General features: G+C 62.8%; 20 protein-coding genes. 10 read left to right on the top strand and 10 right to left on the bottom strand.

Annotated elements, in window-relative coordinates; translation table 11 throughout:
• The first annotated feature begins 74 nt into the window (after window positions 1-74).
• Window positions 75-980 carry a LysR family transcriptional regulator gene (locus AWB74_RS06025; RefSeq protein ID WP_061145845.1) on the top strand — a complete coding sequence of 302 codons (906 nt, stop codon included), beginning with the start codon at window positions 75-77 and terminating at the stop codon, window positions 978-980.
• Window positions 981-984: 4 nt separating this feature from the next.
• Here AWB74_RS06025 and AWB74_RS06020 read toward each other — a convergent pair whose 3' ends face one another.
• The 5 genes from AWB74_RS06020 to AWB74_RS06000 all read right to left on the bottom strand — a co-directional run bounded on the left by AWB74_RS06020 (window position 985) and on the right by AWB74_RS06000 (window position 5,865).
• The gene (locus tag AWB74_RS06020; protein ID WP_061145844.1) at window positions 985-1,764 is read right to left on the bottom strand and encodes an enoyl-CoA hydratase; all 780 of its coding nucleotides are present in this window, start codon (window positions 1,762-1,764) and stop codon (window positions 985-987) included.
• Window positions 1,765-1,777: 13 nt separating this feature from the next.
• Window positions 1,778-3,421 carry an acyl-CoA synthetase gene (locus AWB74_RS06015; protein WP_061145922.1) on the bottom strand — a complete coding sequence of 548 codons (1,644 nt, stop codon included), beginning with the start codon at window positions 3,419-3,421 and terminating at the stop codon, window positions 1,778-1,780.
• A 120-nt stretch (window positions 3,422-3,541) separates the two neighbouring features.
• Window positions 3,542-4,177: a glutathione S-transferase family protein gene (locus AWB74_RS06010; protein ID WP_061145843.1), complete on the bottom strand. Its 636-nt coding sequence runs from the start codon at window positions 4,175-4,177 to the stop codon at window positions 3,542-3,544.
• Between the two features lie 15 nt (window positions 4,178-4,192).
• On the bottom strand, window positions 4,193-4,819 hold the full coding sequence (locus AWB74_RS06005) for a glutathione S-transferase family protein (RefSeq protein WP_061145842.1): 627 nt from the start codon (window positions 4,817-4,819) through the stop codon (window positions 4,193-4,195).
• An 89-nt stretch (window positions 4,820-4,908) separates the two neighbouring features.
• On the bottom strand, window positions 4,909-5,865 hold the full coding sequence (locus AWB74_RS06000) for a GlxA family transcriptional regulator (RefSeq protein ID WP_061145841.1): 957 nt from the start codon (window positions 5,863-5,865) through the stop codon (window positions 4,909-4,911).
• Between the two features lie 141 nt (window positions 5,866-6,006).
• Between AWB74_RS06000 and AWB74_RS05995 the strand changes: the two genes are divergently transcribed.
• Window positions 6,007-6,993, top strand: a complete 987-nt coding sequence (locus tag AWB74_RS05995; protein ID WP_061145840.1) for a nitrilase-related carbon-nitrogen hydrolase — start codon at window positions 6,007-6,009, stop codon at window positions 6,991-6,993.
• A gap of 54 nt (window positions 6,994-7,047) precedes the next feature.
• Window positions 7,048-7,590 carry a carbonic anhydrase gene (locus tag AWB74_RS05990; protein WP_061145839.1) on the top strand — a complete coding sequence of 181 codons (543 nt, stop codon included), beginning with the start codon at window positions 7,048-7,050 and terminating at the stop codon, window positions 7,588-7,590.
• A gap of 21 nt (window positions 7,591-7,611) precedes the next feature.
• On the opposite strand, the gene AWB74_RS05985 is transcribed toward AWB74_RS05990, so the two are convergent.
• From AWB74_RS05985 to AWB74_RS05965, 5 genes are read right to left on the bottom strand one after another with little or no spacing between them, the layout of a single operon-like run.
• Window positions 7,612-8,319 (bottom strand): hypothetical protein, encoded by a 708-nt coding sequence (locus AWB74_RS05985; RefSeq protein WP_061145838.1) that lies wholly within the window; start codon window positions 8,317-8,319, stop codon window positions 7,612-7,614.
• Between the two features lie 51 nt (window positions 8,320-8,370).
• Window positions 8,371-9,681 (bottom strand): MFS transporter, encoded by a 1,311-nt coding sequence (locus AWB74_RS05980; RefSeq protein WP_061145837.1) that lies wholly within the window; start codon window positions 9,679-9,681, stop codon window positions 8,371-8,373.
• On the bottom strand, window positions 9,678-10,211 hold the full coding sequence (locus AWB74_RS05975; protein WP_061145836.1) for a GAF domain-containing protein: 534 nt from the start codon (window positions 10,209-10,211) through the stop codon (window positions 9,678-9,680). Before AWB74_RS05975 ends, AWB74_RS05980 begins: the two co-directional genes overlap by 4 nt.
• 14 nt (window positions 10,212-10,225) lie before the next feature.
• Entirely contained in the window at window positions 10,226-11,635 is a 1,410-nt protein-coding gene (locus AWB74_RS05970) for an MFS transporter (RefSeq protein ID WP_061145835.1), read from the bottom strand.
• Between the two features lie 27 nt (window positions 11,636-11,662).
• Window positions 11,663-13,447 carry a gamma-glutamyltransferase family protein gene (locus AWB74_RS05965; RefSeq protein WP_061145834.1) on the bottom strand — a complete coding sequence of 595 codons (1,785 nt, stop codon included), beginning with the start codon at window positions 13,445-13,447 and terminating at the stop codon, window positions 11,663-11,665.
• A gap of 158 nt (window positions 13,448-13,605) precedes the next feature.
• Between AWB74_RS05965 and AWB74_RS05960 the strand changes: the two genes are divergently transcribed.
• The 7 genes from AWB74_RS05960 (at window position 13,606) to AWB74_RS05935 (ending at window position 20,770) form a co-directional block, all read left to right on the top strand.
• Window positions 13,606-14,262 carry a FadR/GntR family transcriptional regulator gene (locus tag AWB74_RS05960; protein ID WP_061145833.1) on the top strand — a complete coding sequence of 219 codons (657 nt, stop codon included), beginning with the start codon at window positions 13,606-13,608 and terminating at the stop codon, window positions 14,260-14,262.
• 64 nt (window positions 14,263-14,326) lie between these two features.
• Window positions 14,327-14,491, top strand: coding sequence for a hypothetical protein (locus AWB74_RS46850; RefSeq protein ID WP_200821928.1), 165 nt, complete (start codon window positions 14,327-14,329; stop codon window positions 14,489-14,491).
• Between the two features lie 279 nt (window positions 14,492-14,770).
• The gene (locus AWB74_RS05955; protein ID WP_061145921.1) at window positions 14,771-16,036 is read left to right on the top strand and encodes an ABC transporter substrate-binding protein; all 1,266 of its coding nucleotides are present in this window, start codon (window positions 14,771-14,773) and stop codon (window positions 16,034-16,036) included.
• Between the two features lie 73 nt (window positions 16,037-16,109).
• Entirely contained in the window at window positions 16,110-16,985 is an 876-nt protein-coding gene (locus AWB74_RS05950) for a branched-chain amino acid ABC transporter permease (protein WP_061145832.1), read from the top strand.
• A 2-nt stretch (window positions 16,986-16,987) separates the two neighbouring features.
• A complete protein-coding gene (locus tag AWB74_RS05945) occupies window positions 16,988-17,914 on the top strand; it encodes a branched-chain amino acid ABC transporter permease (RefSeq protein WP_061145831.1) in 927 nt (308 codons plus the stop codon).
• Entirely contained in the window at window positions 17,911-19,416 is a 1,506-nt protein-coding gene (locus tag AWB74_RS05940; protein WP_061145830.1) for an ATP-binding cassette domain-containing protein, read from the top strand. The genes AWB74_RS05945 and AWB74_RS05940 overlap by 4 nt, the downstream gene beginning before the upstream one ends.
• A 217-nt stretch (window positions 19,417-19,633) precedes the next feature.
• The gene (locus AWB74_RS05935) at window positions 19,634-20,770 is read left to right on the top strand and encodes a porin (RefSeq protein ID WP_061145829.1); all 1,137 of its coding nucleotides are present in this window, start codon (window positions 19,634-19,636) and stop codon (window positions 20,768-20,770) included.
• The last annotated feature ends 5 nt before the right edge of the window (window positions 20,771-20,775 follow it).

The raw sequence follows: 20,775 nt of genomic DNA, 5'->3' as shown, positions 1-20,775 counted from the left end.
GTTCAGGAATGGAGGCCAGCATAAACACGGCTCTGGTATAGTGGAAATGAATATTCGAAATCACAGGTATTACGATGAATAATATCCTGAGACGAGTCGATCTCAATCTGCTCGTCACGCTCGATGTTCTCCTCGCCGAACAGAACGTCACGCGCGCCGCCGAGCGGCTTCATTTTTCGCAGCCTTCCGTGAGCGTGCACCTGGCGAAGCTACGCGACATCTTCGGCGATCCGTTGCTATTGCCCGGTCCGCGCGGCATGCGGACGACGGCGCGTGCAGACAGCCTGCGCGAGCCTTTAAGGGAAGCGCTTGCTTCGCTGGAACGCGCGGTATCGCCCGCAGCGGCGTTCGATCCCGCTACCGCCGACAACACTTGGCGCATCGCCGCCACCGACTACAGCGAATCCACCGTGCTATTGCCCGCGCTCTGCGGCATGCGCGCCGCCGCGCCGCACACGCGTATCGCGGTGCTGGAGATAAACCCGCCGCGCCTTGCGAAACAGGCGGAGAGGGGCGAGATCGATCTCGCGTTTCACATCACGTCGCCGGACACGGACAACTTTCACCAGCAGCCGCTTTTCACGGAAAGCTATGTGCTCGTCGGGCGCAAGGATCATCCGCGCCTGAAGCGGCGGCCCACGCTCACGCAGTTTTGCGCGCTCGAGCATGTGATCGTGTCGCCGGATGGCGGCGGCTTTTTCGGGCCGACGGATGAACGGCTTGCCGCGCTCGGCATGAAGCGGCGCGTCGCCCTTTCGGTGCCGCACTTTCTATTCGTGCGCTCCGTGCTCGCGACGACCGATCTAGTTTCGATCCAGCCGTGGGGTCTCGCGAAGCATTGGCCCGAGCTTCGCACGGTTGCGCCGCCTGTCGACATTCCCGGCTACGAGATGTCGATGTACTGGCACGAGCGCGTGCATCGCGACCCGGCACATCGATGGCTGCGCGAATCGATCGCCCAGGCCATTTCGGCAAGCTGAGCGCTTACGTCCAGCGCGGCGCGCGCTTTTCGACGAACGCCTGCGTGCCTTCGAGCGTGGCGTCGTCCATCATGTTGCAGGCCATCGTTTCCGATGCGAGCGCGTACGCGGCCTCGATGCCGGTTTCGAGCTGACGATAGAACAAACCCTTGCCCGCCGCGACCGCTTCGCGCGGCTTGGCGGCGATGGTCGCGGCCAGTGTGCGCACGGTATCGTCGAGTTCGCCCGGCGATGCGACGCGGTTCACGAGGCCGCGTTCGCGCGCCGTCGCTGCATCGATGAACTCGCCGGTCACGAGCATCTCAAACGCCGCCTTGCGCGATACATTGCGCGAAAGCGCCACGCTCGGCGTCGAGCAGAAGAGCCCGAGATTCACGCCCGATACGGCGAAGCGCGCATCGCTCGATGACACCGCGAGATCGCACATCGCGACGAGCTGACAGCCCGCCGCCGTCGCGATGCCGTGCACGCGCGCGATCACGGGCTGCGGCATGCGCTGGATCGTGAGCATCAGGCGCGAGCAGCGTGCGAAGAGCTCGCGATAGTAGTCGAGCGCAGGGTCGGCGCGCATTTCCTTCAGGTCGTGACCCGCGCAAAACGCGCGCCCCGCGCCCGCCAGCACGACCACGCGCGTATCCGACGCGGCGATGTTCTTCAGTGCCTGTTCGAGCGCTTCGAGCATCGCCTCCGACAAGGCGTTGAACGCATCGGGACGATTCAACGTCAGCACGACGGCGCCATCGATGCCGTATGCATTGTGTTCGATGAGAACGAGTTCGCTCATGTGGCTGCGCTCCTCAGACGTCGATCGCCGCGACCGAGCCCGCGATCTTGCGCAGCGCGAACTTCTGGATCTTGCCCGTCGATGTCTTCGGCAACTCGCAGAACTCGATTGCGCGCGGCACCTTGAAGCCTGCGAGCTGTTCTTTGCAATGCGCGATCAGTTCTTCGACGCTCGCATGCGCCCCGGGTTTCAGCTCGACGAAAGCGCAAGGCGTTTCGCCCCAGCGCGCATCGGGTTTTGCGACGACGGCCACCGCGAGCACCGCGGGATGCCGGTACAACACGTCTTCGACTTCGATGCTCGATATGTTCTCGCCGCCCGAGATGATGATGTCCTTGCTGCGATCCTTGATGCGCACGTAACCGTCCGGATAGGCGACGGCCAGATCGCCCGTATGGAACCAGCCGCCGCGAAACGCTTCCTCGGTGGCGGCTGCGTTCTTCAGATAGCCCTTCATCGCGATGTTGCCGCGGAACATGATCTCGCCGATCCTCTCGCCATCGGATCGCACACATTCCATCGTCGACGGATCGCGCACGCTCACGGCATCCTGCAAGTGATAGCGCACGCCTTGCCGTGCGTTTAGGCGCGCGCGCTCGTGAACATCGAGCTCGCTCCATTCTTCCTGATGCGCGCAGACGGTGGCGGGTCCATACACCTCGGTCAGTCCGTACACGTGCGTCAGTTGAAAGCCCATGCGCTCCATGCCTTCGATCATCGTGGCGGGCGGCGCGGCGCCCGCGACCATCGCATGAACTTTCTGCTGTATGCCGGCCTTCATTTCATCGGGTGCATTGACGAGCAGGTTCTGCACGATCGGCGCGCCGCAATAATGCGTGACGCCTTCCTTGCGGATCAGATCGAAGACGGTCTTTGCCTCGATCTTTCGCAGGCACACGTTCACGCCCGCGCGCGCCGCGACGGTCCACGGAAAGCACCAGCCGTTGCAATGGAACATCGGCAGCGTCCACAGATACACGGCGTGCGTCGGCATATCCCATTCGAGGATATTGCTGATCGCATTCGTATAAGCGCCGCGATGGTGATACACGACGCCCTTCGGATTGCCCGTCGTGCCCGACGTGTAGTTCAGGCAGATCGCGTTCCATTCGTCCGACGGCGGCGACCATTCGTATGCGGGATCGCCGCTCGCGAGCAGCGCTTCATAGTCGATTTCGCCGATGCGTTCGCCCGCGCCCGTGTACTGCGGATCGTCCACGTCGATGACGAGCACGTTCTGCGGCACGTTTTCGAGCGCACGGCGCATCACGTCCGAGAATTCACGGTCGACGAGCACCGCCTTCGCTTCGCCGTGCGTGAGCATGAAAGCGAGGGTGTTGGCGTCGAGCCGCGTGTTGAGCGCGTTGAGCACGGCGCCCGTCATCGGCACGCCGAAGTGCGCTTCGACCATTTCCGGCGTGTTCGGCAGCATCGCGGCCACGGTATCGCCGACGCCGATGCCACGCGCGGCGAGTGCGGACGCAAGCCGCCGCGTGCGCGCATAGGTCTCGGCCCAGTTGCGCCGCACGTCGCCATGCACGACGGCGGTGCGCGTCGGATAAACCGAGGCCGCGCGCTCGATGAAATTGAGCGGCGTCAGCGCCGCAAAGTTGGCGGTCGTTTTGGGAAGGCCTTCGTCGTACATGCTGGCGCTCATGGTCATCTCCTCAGGCGCGGATCTGTCAGATCGAGTCAGTGTCGCTCATGTTTCTTAGAAGAGCGTTATCACGCGCGCAACTTACGTTACCCTGACGTTCCGTCTCATGGTTTGCCCTGATCAGGCGAGATCGTCGAGCTTGATCTCGAAGCCGCGCTTGACGCCCGGACGCGCGAAAAGCGCTTCATACCAGCGTTTGACGTTGGGATAGTCGTCGAGCGAAACCTGATGACGTTCGTGCCGCCACGCCCAGCCGAGAATCGCGAAATCGGCGACGGACATCTCGCCCGCGACGTATTCCACTTCGGCAAGACGCTTGTCGAGCACGCGATAGAGGCGGCGCGTTTCGTCGGAGTAACGCTTGAGTCCGTAACGCCGGTCGCTTTCCGGCTCGACCGCGCGAAAGTGATGCACCTGTCCGGGCATCGGGCCGAAGCCGCCCATCTGCCACATCAGCCATTCGAGCACGGGCACGCGGTCGCGCAAACTGGCGGGCAGGAACTTGCCGGTCTTCTCGCCAAGATAGAGCAGGATGGCGCCGGATTCGAACACGCTGATCGGCTTGCCGTCGGGACCGTCCGGATCGACGATCGCCGGAATGCGGTTATTCGGGCTGATACGCAGAAAGCCGGGCGCGTGCTGCTCGCCCTTCGTGATGTTCACCGTCTTCACGATGTAGGGCAGTTGCATTTCTTCCAGCGCGACGCTGATCTTGCGTCCGTTGGGCGTGTTCCAGGTATGCAGTTCGATGGTCATCGCGTGCGTCCCCGTTCAGGTCAATGCGGGCGACACATGGCGCTGAAATCCCACGCGCTGTGTGATGCCGATATACCAGCGTTCGAGCTCGGGCAATGCGGGCCGCGCGAGTTCGGCGATGCCGAACCAGCGGCGCGCATAAGCGGCGATGACGAGATCGGCGAGCGTGAACGTGCCGCCTTCGAGATAGTCGCGGCCTTGCAGATGCGCATCGATGACGCGCCAAAGCTTCTCCACTTCGCTCGCTGCGGCGGCGAGTTGCGCCATATCGCGCTCGGCGGCGCTCGTGCGGATATAGCCCCAGAAGACAGGGCGTTCGGCGGGTTGCAGCGTGGAAAGCGACCAGTCGAGCCAGCGGTCGGCACTCGCGCGAACCTTCGGCGCGGCGGGGTAGAGCGTGCTGTCGGAGCCGTACTGCATCGCGAGATAACGGATGATCGCATTCGATTCCCACAGCACGAAATCGCCGTCGACCAGCGTGGGCACGCGGCCCATCGGGTTCATCGCGAGATAGTCGGGTTCGGTGTTGCGCCCGAATTGCAGGCCCGCGTCGATGCGTTCGTATGCGAGGCCAAGCTCCTCGCAGCACCACAGCACTTTCTGCACATTGACCGAGTTGGCTCTGCCCCAGATCGTCAGCATTCGATGTCGCCCCTCATGTTTGTCGAGGGCTTCATCTTAGCTGTGTTTTGTCTGTTCGCGTCGGCCATCGGGCAGGGCGGACGTCGCGATCAGGTCTCTGCAACCGTCTCCCGACGGGCATTTCTGCGCAGCACATCGGCAGGCACGCCGTACGTCCGGACGAACGCGCGGCGCATGCGCTCCCTGTCCGCGAAGCCCGTCTCCTGGGCGACCACGTTGATCGTGTGCCGGCCTTGCTCGATCATGAATCTCGCTGCTTCCAGTCGAAGCTGTTCCACGGCCTTCGCCGGAGACTGACCGGTTTCCGCCAGAAAGGCGCGGCTGAACTGACGGGGGCTGAGGTTGGCCACGTCCGCCAGTTCCTCGATGGTGAGCGGATTTCGCAGGTTGCGTCGTATGTGCCCGAGTACCGATTCGATCCGGTCCGACTTCGGTGTCATGTCGAGCAAGGCCGAGTGCTGCTTCTGTCCGCCCAGCCGACGCTGGTTCATGACGAGCAGCCTGGCGACGAACTTGGCCGCATCGGCGCCGAGGTCGTTGTCGAGCAAGGCCAGGGCGAGATCGATACCGGCCGTCATTCCCGCCGATGTCCATATCGGACCGTCGTTGATGTAGATGCGGTCTTCCTCCGCGATGACATGCGGAAAGCGTGCCCGGAATTCGGACGCATGTACCCAATGCATCGTCGCGCGCCGGCCATCCAGAAGTCCGGCTTCGGCAAGAACGAATGCGCCGCTGCAGATGGAAGCCACACGTCGCGATGCCTTCGCAGCCTCCTTCACGAACGCGATCAACGCCGGGTCGAACGGGGGAATCTTGACGTCCGTGATCGAACCCACGATGACCGTATCGAATGCGGGTTCGCCGAAAGCCTTCGTTTGCAGCGTCATGCCGCTGGAAGATTCCAGCAGGCCGCCATGCGGCGACAGCAGATGAATTTCGTAGCGCGGGCCTCCCGGCGGCATGTTTGCGAGCTCGAATGCCGTAAGCGCCGCGAGGCTCATCAACTGGAATCTTTGCGGCACGATGAAGCCGATCTGATGCATACCTGCTCCTGCCTGGCGAGCGAAGATTCATTCGCGAACACGCCAGCGACCGATGGCATAAATGGTGGCAACAACGACATACATGCTAGTGGCATGCGGCGCTAAGGTACAAGCACTTCTTACACCGCAGGGAACGACGACATGTCGAAAATCATTCGCGCCGCAGCCGTTCAGATCTCGCCGGTTCTTTATAGCCGGGAAGGCACCGTCGAAAAAGTTGTCCGCAAGATTCTGGAACTCGGTCAGCAGGGCGTGCAGTTCGCAACCTTCCCCGAAACTGTCGTGCCGTACTACCCGTATTTTTCTTTTCTCGAAGCACCGTTCGCGATGGGCGCCGAACATTACAAGCTCCTCGAACAAGCCGTGACGGTGCCCTCGGACACGACCCGCGCAATCGGCGAAGCGGCGCGTCAGGCCGGCATGGTGGTGTCGATCGGCGTCAACGAACGCGACGGCCGCACACTCTACAACACGCAATTGCTTTTCGATGCCGATGGCACGCTGGTGCAGCGCCGTCGAAAACTCTCGCCGACCTATCACGAGAGAATGGTCTGGGGAATGGGCGATGGCTCAGGTTTGCGCGCGGTCGATACGGCCGTTGGCCGGGTCGGCCAGCTCGCCTGCTGGGAGCACTACAACCCGCTCGCACGCTACGCGCTGATGGCTGACGGCGAGGAAATCCACTCGGCGATGTATCCCGGCTCGTTTGCCGGCGATCGCTTCTCGGAACAGATTTCCGTGAACATTCGCCAGCACGCGCTCGAAGCCGGCGCCTTCGTCGTGAATGCGACGGCGTGGCTCACCTCCGAGCAGCAACAGCAGATTTTGCGCGATACCAATACCACGCAGATCGGCCCGATCTCGAGTGGCTGTTTCACCGCGATCGTGTCGCCGGAAGGCGAGTTCATCGGCGGCGCGCCGCTGCGTGAAGGAGAGGGCGAAGTGATCGCGGATCTCGATTTCTGGCAGATCGACAAGCGCAAACGGATGATGGACTCCCGCGGTCATTACAGCCGCCCCGATGTGCTCGGGCTCGTGATCGATCGCGCGCCGAAGACACATGTCATCGAACGTTCGCTGCATGCGCCGGCAGAAGTGCCGGCCGTGAGTCTGGAAGTCTCCGCCTGAATTCGTGCGGAATCGTGCGATGCCGTCGCATCGAATCAACCGGGATTGAACACCATGAACTTCACCAATGTCATGCTCGAACGCAACGCAGAATTCGCAAACACTGCGTTTTCACCCGAACTCAAGATGATGCCGTCGACGGGAACCGTGGTTGTCGGCTGCGTCGATCCTCGCGTCGACCCGTCGAGCGTGCTGGGCCTGAAGCAAGGCGAAGCGGCCGTAATTCGCAATGTCGGCGGCCGGATCAACAAGCCCTTGCTCGACACGCTCGCGATACTGGCCGTGGTCGCGAAGGCGGCCGGACGTCCTGACGGCGCGCGCAACCTCGTTCTGCTTCAGCATACGGACTGCGGGATCATCGGCTGCCATAAGCATGCGCCGGCCTTGCTGGCGAACCATCTAGGCGTGGAAACGGACGCACTCGCCGACCTTGCAATCACGAACCCGTATGAGGCAGTGGCTATCGACGTTGCGGCGCTCCGGGCGAACCAGGCTTTCCCGGACGATCTGATCGTTTCCGGACTGGTGTATGACGTGAAGACCGGCCTCATCGAGACAGTCGTTCCCGCCGCGCCCTTGCGCAAGGCCGCAGGGTAAGTGTTCGCGGGATTGCTCCCGTCAATGAGTGTCCGACTGCCAGCGACCGGATTCCGGACACACGGCGGCGGGCGAGCCGTTCAACCAGACTTGCTCTTCATCCGGTTGCAGCGACGTCGAAGGGGCGACGTCGAATTTCACGTCGAGTACCCGCGCAACATGGGCGTCTTCGATGGGCAGCTCCCACGTGAGGAATATCTGCACGCAATCCTGATCCGGCGCGAAGTCGGCGACACTGAAATTGCCGCTGCGGCGCTGAATGACGCCATGAGGCTGGCCCGTATCGAATATCACGGCCGTTCCGCGAGTCAGTGGAATGCGATGGCCCGTCGAGGGGAAATGCAGGTCCAGACCTTTGTCTTCGCTCAGAAAGAGATTGCAGAAAGCCGCGCCGCCATATTGCGCACCGTCATGGTGGTACCGCGCGCCGCGACAGGCCATGAGCGCGACGTCACTCGCGGCAAGCACGCCGGGAAGTCCGAGCGCGGAGGTCCAGTCGGACATGGCCTGCACGCAGCGCCTGTAGTCCGGCCAGCGCATTTGCGTCCGCGCCAAAGGCATTGCTTCGACATCGCCGGGTTCCAGATCGAGCCGCGTCGATGTCTCCCTTTGCCAATCGGCGAGCACCCGCGCAGAGGGCGCAGGCACGTCGAGCGTGGCTGATAGAACGATGTCGCTTACGCGTCGACTGCGGATGGCGTCGCCGCTCCAGAAATAAGAAGTCAGCATGTCTCGGATTCGATGGTCCGCGCCATTGTAACGATTCGGACAGATCGCTCATCAACGCGGATTGAGCACTTTGGCCACGACGGCATCCGCATCGCATGCGGGCGTCGACGGGCCGAGCGCTTTCGGCTCCTGCGCACTGGTGTCATAAAGGCGGTCCGGAATGAAGAACGCGAAGATGCCGCTCAGGAAGAACACCGCGCCGACCAGCAGAAAGCTCACACCGAACGAGAACTGCGTGGCGATGAACCCGATCGCGACAGGCGCGGCGCCCGAGCAGAAGCGCCCCACGTTATACGAACCGCCGACGGCCGTGCCGCGAATGCGCGTGGCGAAGCTCTCGGACATGAACGCGCCCATCGTCCCAAGCGGCACGCCATAGAGAAAGCCGAAGAACAGCATCAGCCAGACGATGTTCTCGCGCGTGTGAAGGAAGACGATGACCGGCAGAAACAAGGCCGCGCCGATGCAGCCGAGCACGTACACGCCGCGCCGGCTCCACAAATCGCCGACCCAGCCCGCGACGATCTTGCCCACGAACGCGACGACGTATGTGCCGATCATGTAGCCCGCCATCGAGCCGAAGCGCACGTGCAGCTCTTTCTCCAGATAGGTCGGCAGCCAGTTGTTCAGCCCGTAGAAGCCCGACAGCGCGAACACGGACGCCAGCGCCCACAGGATGAACATCTTGCGCGCCTCGCGATCCGAGAAGATCAAATAATAGCGATTCTCGCGCCATCTGCGGCGCACACGCGGCGCGCCTTGCCGCAGCGCCGCGCTCGCACGCCAGCCGGGCGGCTCGGGCACGAACCAGTGAATTGCCAGCGCCAGCACGACGGGAATCGTCGCCACATAGAAGAGCATGCGCCAGCCGTAGTGCGGCAAGATCCAGTTGGCGAGCGAGATCACGACGATATAGCCCGCCGATACGCCCGTCTGCAAGATGCCGAGGATCAGCGAGCGCCGCTCCGTCGGTACATATTCGGCGACGAGCGTGCTTACGAGCACCATGCAGCCGATACCGAGCGAGCTGATGAAGCGCACGAGCGCGAACTGCGCGAAGGTATGCGTGAGCCCGAGCAGGCCTGCGCCGAGCGAGAACAGCGCGAGTGCCCACACGACGACGCGCACGCGTCCGAGCGCGTCGCTCGCCCAGCCGCCGAGGATGCCGCCCACCGCCATCCCGACGAGCGTCAGACTGCCGAGCGCGCCCGCCTCGACATTGGTGAGCCCGAATTCGCTCTTGATGCGCGTGAGGGTGAGGCCGTACATCATGACGTCGGCGCCGTCGACGAGCAGCGCGAGATAGCCCAGCGCGAAAACGATCAGCCAGCGCCCGGTTTCGGGAGAAGATGCGCGGATCATGGACGCGGCTCCGCATCGGCGTAAAGCGGCATGCGTGCAACCAGCGCGGGCGCGAGAAACGAGCCGAGCAGTACGCCCGCGTCTTCGTGCTCGCGCGTGTACCAGTGCTCGACATGCGTGAGATTCATCGTGCCGATGCATTCGCCGTCGTAAGCGATCGGAATGTTGAGGATCGAGCCCAGGCCCATGTTCGCCATCGTCACGTGATCGTCGAAGGCGTTGCGGATGTCGTGCGCGGTCTCGCCGCGAAACGGCCGCAATTCCTGGAGGATTTGCGTCGCCCACGCGGTGCCGCGCTTCTTCTTGCGGCCGCCTGTCGGATAGACGTCAGGCATGTTGGTGAAGACGCGCTCCACTTCGTGATTGCGCGCGTCGTACGCCATGATCGTGAAAAGCCGGAAGCCGATGGTCTCGGCCGCGACAGCCGCTACCGCTTCGAACAGCGTCGCTGGCTGAGATGGCTCGCGCATCGCGCGCGCGAGCCGTTGCAGGTCGGTCAGTTGCAGTGAGCGCGTCTCTGTGTCTCGCATGATGATGAAATTCTCTAGCCGCGCAGGTTGGTGGGAGCGAGACGGTCGTGTGCATCGCCTTCGACCGCGCCGTTGATTTCGATGTCTTCGAGCGAGCGGTTGCGCGTCTCGATGCCGAGGAAGAACACGACGCACGCGCCCGCGAGCAGCACGGCGGTGGTCATCGCGAACACGCCGAAGAAGCCGAACATCGGATACACGATGCCGACGAGAATCGGCGCGCTCACCGACCCGATGCGCCCGAACGATGAAGACGAGCCGGTGCCCGTGGTACGCACGGAGGTCGGGAAAATTTCCGGCGTGTACGCATAGACGCCCGCGAACGCGCCGTTCATGAAGAACGACAGGCAGATGCCCGCCGCCATGATCTGCACGCCGGTATGCGAGAGCGACAGCATGATCGCTGCGATGCCGCCGAGCGTCATGTACGACGCCACCACGCCCTTGCGGCCGATCTTCTCGTTGAGCCACGCCGCCGAGAAATAGCCCGGAATCTGCGCGCCGTAGATGGCGATGGAGAAACCGAAGCTCTTCGTGATCGTGAGCCCTTCCTTGACGAGCAGGCTCGGAATCCACGAGAAGAACGAGTAGTACGCGAACGCCACGGCGAACCACATCAGCCAGCTCACCGCCGTGGTGCCCGCGAGCCGCTTGCCCCACAGCGTCTTGACGTTGTGCCACGCGCTGCCGCTGCTCTTCGCCGCAGAGGGAATCGCGCCCACGCTCGACAGCGGCGCAAGCTCGATGCCGCGTCGGACATACCACGCCTCGATGTCGTCGACGACGCTGCCGGCTTCGGCGACGCGGCCCTGGCTTTCCATCCAGCGCGGCGATTCGGGCAGCGTGCGGCGCCACCACAGCAGCATCACGACGGGCAGCGAGGTAATGACCGCGAGATAGCGCCAGCCGTCCGGAAAATTGCGCACGACGGTATAGCCGAGAATCGATGAGCTCAGATAGCCGAATGACATGAAGCCGACGAGCGCGCCGCAGAACATGCCGCGATAGCGTCTCGGCACGAACTCCGCGAGAAACGGCGCGATCACGACGGTTTCCGCGCCCGAGCCGAAGCCCGCGACGATACGCAGCGCGAAGAACGTGTGCCAGTCCTGCGCGGTGGCGCTCGCAAGCGAGGCGACGCAATAGATCGCGAGCGCGCTCATCATGATGCGTCGGCGGCCGATGATGTCCGCGAGCACGCCCGACAAAAACGCACCGAAGAAATAGCCGATATACGTGCTGCTCGCGACGAGCCCGGTCTGCGCGCTCGTCAGGCCCCACAGCTTGCTGACGACCGGAAGCAGGAACGCGAGCGACGACGAATCGAGGCCGTCGAACAGATAGCCGCATCCGCCGATGATGAGCAGTTTGCGATGAAAGCCGGATAGCGGCAGCCGTTCGAGACGGGCGGCGACAGCGGACATGATCGATGTTCTCCGGTGGATTCGGTGTCAGCGCCCGATCGCGTAAGCCTGCATCTGGCGCGGCGTAGCGGCGCCGCGCATCAGGCCGTTGCGGATGCCCACGGCGCACACGCGTCCGAGCGACCACGATTCGGCGACCGTGAGTTCGTGGCCGCGCGCGCGCAGTGCATCGAGCGTCGCTTGCGGAAAGTTGCCCTCTGCCGACATCTTCCCGAGTTGAATGTCGCGCGGATAAAACGAGCCGGGGAAATGCGCGGTCTGAAACGATGGCGCATCGACGGCGGCTTGCAGGTTCATGCCGAAGTGCACGTGGCGCAGCAGCAGTTGCAGCGACCATTGATCCTGCTGATCGCCGCCCGGCGTGCCGAGCGCGGCATACGGCTTGCCGTCGCGCGTGACGAGCGTCGGCGAAAGCGTGGTACGCGGGCGGCGTCCCGGCCCGAGCGACGAGGGCAGGCCTTCTTCCATCCAGAACATCTGGCCGCGCGTGGTCACGTTGAAGCCCAGCCCCGGCACTGCGGGCGATGCCTGCAGCCAGCCGCCGGACGGCGTCGCCGACACCATGTTGCCCCAGCGGTCGACGACATCGAGATGCACCGTGTCGCCGCGCAACTCCGGCAACGGCGCGAAGGTCGGTTCGCCCTGGCCGAAGCCGCCCGGCTGCTGGCGGCCCGCATTGGCAAGAATCTTCGCGGCGCGCGCTTCGCTGTCGAGCAGATTGCCCGGACGGAATTCGAACGATGCGCGATGCGGATCGATCTGCTGGCGGCGCGCGTCGTTGTAGGCGTCGCTGAGCAGCGTGTCCATCGGCACGTCGGAGAAATTCGGGTCGCCATAGAAGACATCGCGGTCGGCGAATGCGAGCTTTGAACATTCGATGACCGTGTGCACGAAGTCCGGGCCCAGCGGGTCCATGCTCGCGAGATCGAAACCTTTCAGCAACGCGAGTTGTTGCAGGAACATCGGGCCTTGTCCCCACGGTCCCGTTTTGTGGACCATGAAGCCTTCGTACTCGTACGAGACAGCGTCTTCGTAAGTCGGCTCCCAGCGCGCGAGATCCGCTGCATCGAGCAGGCCGCGATTACGCTGGCCCGATGTATCCAGCACATCGGTCGAGCGGAAGTATTGATCGATCGCATCGGCAACGAAGCCGCGATAGAACGCGATGCGCGCGCGTTCGCACTGCTCCGCGCGATCGGCGCGGGTTTTCGCCTCGCGCAGAATGCGCTTGTACGTCTCTGCGATGGCCGGATTCGCGAAGAGATGATTGGGACGCGGCGCCTCGCCGTCGCGCAGCCATTGCTCGGCGGAAGTGCGCCATTCGCGCTTGAAGAAATCCTGAATCGCCAGAATCGACGACGCCATGCGCGGCAGCACCGGATAACCGTGTTCCGCATAGCCGATGGCGTAGCTCAGCACGTCTTCCAGCGGCAACTGCCCGTAGTCGCGCAACATCGCCATCCAGCCGCCGAACGCGCCGGGCACGACCGCAGGCAACAGGCCGGTGCCGGGCATCACGGTGAGGCCCAGTTCCTTCATGCGTGCGATCGTCATGGCGGCAGGCGTCACGCCCTGGCCGCACAGCACACGCACGCGGTCTTCCTTCGCGCTGTAGAACACGGCTGGCAACTCGCCGCCCGGCCCGTTCAGATGCGGCTCGACGATCTGCAAAACGAAACCGGCCGCCGCCGCCGCGTCGAACGCATTGCCGCCTTTTTCGAGCACCGCCATCGCGGACGCGCTCGCAAGCCAGTGCGTCGATGCCACCATGCCGAAGGTGCCGATCAGTTCGGGTCGTGTCGTGAAGCTCATCGCTGTCGTCCGTTGGGTGAACCAATATTTATTGGTTCCAATGTGAAATACAAAATATTTATGCAGCGTACGTCATCATAAAAAGGAAATCAATGCGTCGCCGTCCCGCCGGCTTTCTGTTACATTGAACCAATACTCATTGGTTCAGAATCCCGCTCATGGAAAAGCCCGCGCTCGACAAGCTGCTCGACTACGTCTCACAGCACAACCTGAAAGATGGCGACGCGTTGCCATCGGAACGCAGCCTCGCCGAAGCACTCGGCGTGAGCCGGCGCGATCTGCGCGCCGCGCTGGCGTCGATGGAAGCGGCAGGGCGCGTGTGGCGCGGCGTCGGACGCGGCACGTATCTGGGCGCGCGACCGCTCAAGTTCTCGGCTTCGCTGCGCAGTCTGCGCGCGGGGTCCAGCCCGGCCGATATCGCGGAGATGCGGCTGGTGCTCGAACCGGCGTTCGTCGAACTGGCGACGCGCAAGGCGAGCCCCGACGATCTCGCGGAACTGGAGAAATGCGCGAGGCGCAACGCCACGGCGAAAGACGACGACGAGTGGCAGCAGTGGGATCATCGCTTTCATCTGCTCATCGCGCAGGCCACGCGCAACCCTGCGATCATCGCGCTGATGGAAGTGGTCAACGGCATGCGCATGAAGCCGAACGCGCGCGAAAAAACCGCTGATCAGGACACGCGGCGGCATTTCGCGGAGCAGCATCAGGACGTCGTGAAGGCGATGATCGAGCGCGACGGCGCAACGGCGGCCGCGTGCATGCGCGACCATCTGCTGAACGTGCAATGGCGGATACCGTCGCAACGCGAATGAGCGCCATCCTGCAGCCGGAGTAGACTGAAATTTCGCGGCGCGTTCGCTGCGAAAGGAGGTTGCAATGAGATTCGCTGAATTGTTCAGGCACGCGAGGCGGGGCGGCACCGTCACTCATGCCGGTGAGGCGGAGCACCACGAAGAAAGCGGGAAGTCGGCCCAGAAGCAGGCCAAAAAGCTGTGGGACGTCATCGGCCGCAATCGCCATAAGAAAGCGAAATGGCAGTAGCCGCAGTGACGATGAATGACGAGACCCAGGAAGCGAAATTCCTGGGTCTTTTTTATGGTCGTTGAAATAGTAAGGAGTACGAGAATAATCGGATGTCGAAAGCTAATCGAAAGAATATCGCTTTATTCATGACGTTTTCGCATGATCGTCTTTTATCGCGTTATTACCGATTCAGCGGCGGAAACGCGAGTGCTACTGTTTGTCGGCAAATCCTTAATTGCTGCATGTGCTTGGCTTGCGTCACTCCACGATTCACTACAAAGCAAGGGGAGACTGATGATGTCAAAGGGCAAATCGTGGCGGGGAATGAACACCGTCATCGCAACGGGTGCGGTGATGGCGGGGCTTGGCCTCTCGGCCACGGCACATGCAGCAGGCGAGCCGATCAAGATCGGCGTCATCAGCGAAGAGTCCGCGGTGGCGGGCGCTTCCATCAGCAAGGCCGCGCAGCTCGCGGCAGAAGAGATCAACGCGAAGGGCGGCGTCGACGGCAGGCAAATCCAGATCATCGCGTATGACGACCATTCGTCGGCGTCGGACGGGGTGCGCGCGTTTCAACGCGCGGCGAGTCAGGACAAAGTGGTCGCGATCATCGGCAGCTATATCAGTGAAGTCGCGCTCGCGATGGAGCCGTGGTCCGCGCGCCTGAAGATGCCGTTCATCACGCCGGGCGCGGCGAGCAACGAAATCTCGAAGCGCGTGCACGACGACTACGATCACTACAAGTACACGTTTCACGGCTGGATGACATCGGCGTTTATTGCGCAATCCATCTGCGATTTCTCGCATGACGTGCTCGTCGGCGAGCTCAAGATGAAGACGACCGTCGTGATGAGCGAAGACGCCGCGTGGACGAAGCCGCTCGACGAACGCTACCTCGAATGCCTGCCGAAAGCGGGCCTGACGGTGCTGGACCATATCCGCTTCAATCCGGACACGTCCGACTTCACGCCGATCTTCAATCAGATCGAAGCGAAGCATCCGGACACGATCACCACGGGCATCAGTCACGTGGGCGTGCAGCCCACCGTGCAATGGCACGATCAGCAAGTGCCGATTCCCATGTCGGGCCAAAGCTCGCAAGCCACGACGACGAGCTTCTGGAAGGACACCAACGGCGCGACGGAAGGCGTGATCACCGCATCGGCTGCAGCGCCCGGCGTCGCGATGACGCCGAAGACGGTGCCCTTCGTCGCCGCGTATCAGAAGCACTTCAACGGCGTATCGCCTGCGTATGACGGCTTCACGAGCTATGACCTCGTGTACATCATCGCGGATGCGATTCATCGCAACAAGGGCTCGACCGATCCCGACAAAATGGTCGATGCGCTCGAGAAGACCGATTATGTCGGCACGATCGGACGCTGGCAGTTCTACGGCAAGAACGATCAGTTCACGCACGCGCTGAAGTACGGTGAAGGCTATATCACCGGCATCAATCTGCAGTGGCAGAACGGCAAGCAAGTGGCGATCTGGCCGAAATCGGTGGCGAACGCGAAGGTCAAGTTCCCCGCTTTCGTGAAGGTGCAGGCGGCTTCGAACTGAGCGCATTCTCGCGAATGCGTTCAGCGGTTCTCGCATGTCGCGGGAACCGATCCCACGTTAACAGGGGTCGCCTATGTTGCCACTGCAGATTCTCATCGACGGCTTCGCGATCAGTTCGCTCTATGCGCTCGGCGCGATAGGCTTCACGTTGATCTTCGGCGTATCCGGCGTGCTCAATCTCGCGCACGGCGGCGTGATGCTGATCGCCGCGCTGCTCGGCTGGGCGCTCGCCGGCGAAGCGGGATTGGGCACGTATCTCGGCACGCCGCTCGGCGTGATCTGCGGAATGGTCGCCGCCTTCATCACGTATTTCATGGTGGTGCGGCCCATTCAGCGTTCCACCGCGATCCCGCGTGAAGAGAAAGAGATCTTCGTGCTCACGGGCACGCTGCTCTGGGGCATCATGATCCAGCAGGGCATGGCTTATCTCTTCTCCGATAACCCCATCACGATGCGTCCGCTCATTCCCGGCGTCGCGAGCATCGCGGGCGTGCGCGTGCCGTACAACGAGATCATGATCGCGGTGGTGTGCTGGGTCGTGATCGGCTTGCTGTGGCTCTTCGTGAACCGCACGAAGGCGGGCAAGGCGCTGCTCGCGGCATCGATGAATCCGCGCGGCCTGACGCTGCTCGGCTTCGAGCTCTCGCGCATCTATCTGCTCGCCTGGACGATATACGGCGTGCTCGCGGGCATCGCGGGCGTGCTGCTTGCATCGTTCCTCGGCGTGAGCACGAACAACACGGGGCAACTGACCGCGAGCGCGTTTTCCATCGTCGTGCTGGGCGGTCTCGGCAGCGTCTCGGGTTCGTTGATGGCCGCGTATGTGGTCGGCTATCTTGAGACCGTCACCGCGTATCTCATCTCGCCGACGCTGCGGCCGCTGCCCGCGCTGCTGCTGCTCGTGCTCGTGGTCTATGTCCGGCCGCAAGGCTTTCTCGGACGGCGCTGATCATGAAAGACATCGTTGGTTCGCGCCTGATCTGGTCGGCGGTCCTGCTCGCGATCGTCGCGGCGACGCTGCCGTGGTGGCTCACGGGCTATATCCTCGGCGTGCTCACCGTCGCGTATTACTTCGGCGTTTTCGCGATGTCATGGGATCTGCTCTTCGGCTTCGCGGGTGAAGTCAACTTCGGTCCGACATTCCTGATCGGCCTGGGCGCGTACTCTGCGGCGATACTCAACGCGCACGCCGCCGCGCCGATACCCATCTGCGTGATCGCGGGCGGTCTCGTCGCGCTCGTGGGCGGCCTGCTGCTCGCGGTGCCCGCGTTACGCCTGCGCGGACCTTACTTCGGCCTCGTCACGCTCGTTGCCGTGCTGTTGTTGCAGAACGCGATCGTGATCTTCGCGGGGATCACGGGCGGCGAGATCGGCATGATGGTGCCCGATGTCATGTCCGTCGATGCAAGCAACAACTACTGGATCGCGCTCGCGTTCCTGATCGTCTGCGCGATCATCCTGTTCGGGCTGTCGCGCTCGGCGATCGGTCTCATTCTGCAGGCGAGCGGTCAGGACACCGTCGGCGCACAGGCGCTCGGCTTCAACGTCGTGAAGCACAAGCTCGCGGCGTTCTGCATCAGCGCGGTGTTTTCAGGCGTCGCGGGCGCGATGCTCGTGTTCTATCAAGGCACGGCATCGGTGAGCACGGTGGTCGATATCGGCATCGGCGTGCAGATCATCATCGCGGCCGTGCTCGGCGGCCGGCGCACGATTCTCGGCGCGGTGCTCGGGTCCATCTTTCTCATCGTCGCGGGCGAATTCCTGCGTCCGCTCGGGCAGATCAATACGTTCGTGGTGGCGGCCGTCGCGCTCGCGGTCATCCTGTTCTTTCCCGATGGATTGCTCGGCAACATCCTGCGCGTGAGGGAGCGCGAATGACTGATTCCCCTTTGCTGTCCGTGCGCGGTTTGACGAAACGCTTCGGCGGTCTCGTCGCGGTGAAGGACATCGGCTTCGATATACGGCCCGGCGAGATACTCGGGCTGATCGGTCCGAACGGCTCGGGCAAGTCGACGGTGATGAAGCTCATCATGGGCATCGAGCGTCCGAATGCCGGATCGATCAAGGTCGATGGCGTCGAGATGGCCGGCTGGCTGCCGCATCGCATTGCGCGCGCAGGCGTCGGCATCGTGTTTCAGCATTCGCGGCCGCTGCATCGACAGACGGTGCTCGAACATATCAAGCTCGCGCTGTTGCCGGATTCGCTCTTGAAGCTCGCCGCCGATCCGCACGTGAACCGCCGCGCGCGCGAGATTGCGGAGCGCGTGGGCTTGAGCAAGGTCATGCATCGTCATCCGGCGACGCTGCCCTTCGCCGATCTGCGCCGCATGGAGATGGCGAAAGCGATCGCGCGTGATCCGCGCGTCGTGCTCGTCGACGAGCCTTTCGCGGGTCTGACTGCCGCCGAATCCGAAGCGTTCTCCGAACTGATTCGCGGCTTTCGCGCGGAAGGGCGCGCGGTGCTGCTCGTCGATCACAACGTGAAGAGCCTCGCGGCGCTCGCGGATCGCGTGCTTGCGATGTATCTCGGCGAGTACGTCGCCGAGGGCACCGCCGATGAAGTGATGAAGAACGAGACCGTGCGGCGCGTGTATCTCGGCGGCAAGATCGAGGCGCGCGAGCGAGGCGCGGAAGTCGCGAACAACAGGCCGTTGATACTTCAGGTCGAGAACGTCGGCGTGCTCTACGGCAAGGCACGCGCGCTCGACAGCGTGAGCATGCATGTGCGCGAGGGCGAGTTCGTATCGGTCGTCGGATTGAACGGCGCGGGCAAGACGACGCTATTCAATGCGATCTCGGGACTCGTGCCTTACGAAGGAATCATTCGATACGGCGCGCAGGATCTGAAGGGCATGACGGGCGCGGCGATTGCGCGCGCGGGCATCGTGCAATGTCCGGAAACGCGCGAGCTCTTCGGCGATATGAGCGTGCGCGAGAATCTCGATCTCGGCGGCTACCATCTCTCCGACAAGATGCGCGCCGATCAGCTCAAGTGGCTTTTCGAGCTCTTTCCGATTCTCGAATCGCGTCAGACGCAGACCGCGCGCACGCTATCCGGCGGCGAGCAGCAGATGCTCGCGATCGCGCGTGCGCTGATGATGCAGCCGAAGCTCCTCATCCTCGATGAACCGACGCTCGGGCTTGCGCCGGTGATTCTGGAGCAACTGTCGAAAGCGATGGAGCTGATGCAGAAGACCACGCCGATCACCGTGCTCCTGGGCGAACAGAACGTGACGTTCGCGCTGCCGCATGCGGATCGCGTCTATGTGCTCGAACATGCGCGCATCGTATGGGAAGGCAGCCCGGCGCGATTCGAGAAGGAGATGGGGCGGGGATTTCTCGAAGCGGTGCCTTCGGAGCCGGTGCAGGCGAGAGTGTGAACCGGGAATGTTAAACGCATTCGTCGTTGCTAAACACTCGACGCTGTTGCGTAAAACACGACACGTATTGCACCGAACCACGCGTTGCGAAATTTGATGTGTTAAAACCGCGTGCATTCATGCGTAAAACGCCTTGTTCACTCGGACAGTGAAGCGAAAGGCGACGCATGGAAACCCATAAAAATAATCGCCAATACTTAGACGCGTCCAACACATCATGAAAACAATCGCATCGCGCGCCGTTGCAGGCATCGGCGCATCGGTCATCGCGCTCGTCTGTCAGTCCGCATTCGCGCAAAGCTCGGTCACGCTCTATGGCGTCGCCGACGTGAGCGTGCGCTATCTGACGAATGCCAACGCCAATAACGACGGCAAGCTGTACATGACCAACGGCGCGATCACCAATAGCCGTTGGGGCCTGAAGGGCACCGAAGATCTCGGCGGCGGCCTGCAGGCGATTTTCCGATTGGAAAGCGGCGTGGAACTGGAGAACGGCCAGTTCTCCGACCCTTCGCGCGCGTTCAACCGCGCGGCCTACGTCGGACTCGCGAGTCGCTACGGCACGCTGACGCTCGGCCGCCAGAAGACGCCGCTCTTCGACATGCTCGGCGATACGTACGATCCGCTCACCGTCGGCAATTACTTCGAGAACGCATGGCTGCCGGTTGCACTCGGCGCGGGCCTGTATGCGGATAACGCCGTGAAGTACAACGGCACGTTCGCGGGCCTGACCATCGGCGCGATGTACTCGTTCGGCACGAACTATACGTCGACGGGGGCGGGCGGCTTTTCGGGTCAAGTGCCGGGTCACTTGGGCGCGGGCAACATGTATGGCTTCACGGCGTCGTATGCGATGGGCCCGCTGTCCATCGGCGGCGGCTATCAGCAGAACAGCGACAACTCGTCGAACAAGCAGAAGATCTGGAACGCGAACCTGGTCTATACGCTCGGCGCGGCGAAGCTGTATGCGGGCTATCTGCATTCGACGGACGATACCGGCTTCGTCGACAGCATCCTGCAGCAGCGCGGCCTCGTTGCGGGAACGGATATCCAGAAGGGCTCGGGCCGCCGCGACGATGGTCCTTTCGCGGGCATCACGTATCAGGTCACGCCCGCGCTCTTGCTCACCGGCGCGTTCTATTACGATCACATGAAGAACGCGGCCATCGGCGGCGGCGCGACGGGCAGCGGCAATCGCTACACGGGCGTCGCGCTTGCGGAATATGCGCTGTCGAAGCGCACCGAAGTCTACGGCACCGTCGACTTCAACAAGGTGACGGGCGCGGCCGATGTCGAATTGCCGGGCCGCTCGAATCAGACCGGCGTTTCGATCGGCTTGCGCAACATCTTCTGATCGCG

The sequence above is a fragment of the Caballeronia arvi genome (genome assembly GCF_001544695.2).
Classification (GTDB): domain Bacteria; phylum Pseudomonadota; class Gammaproteobacteria; order Burkholderiales; family Burkholderiaceae; genus Caballeronia; species Caballeronia arvi.
The sequence above is the reverse complement of the archived record's forward strand: the minus strand, read 5'-3'. Positions and strand labels throughout refer to the sequence as shown.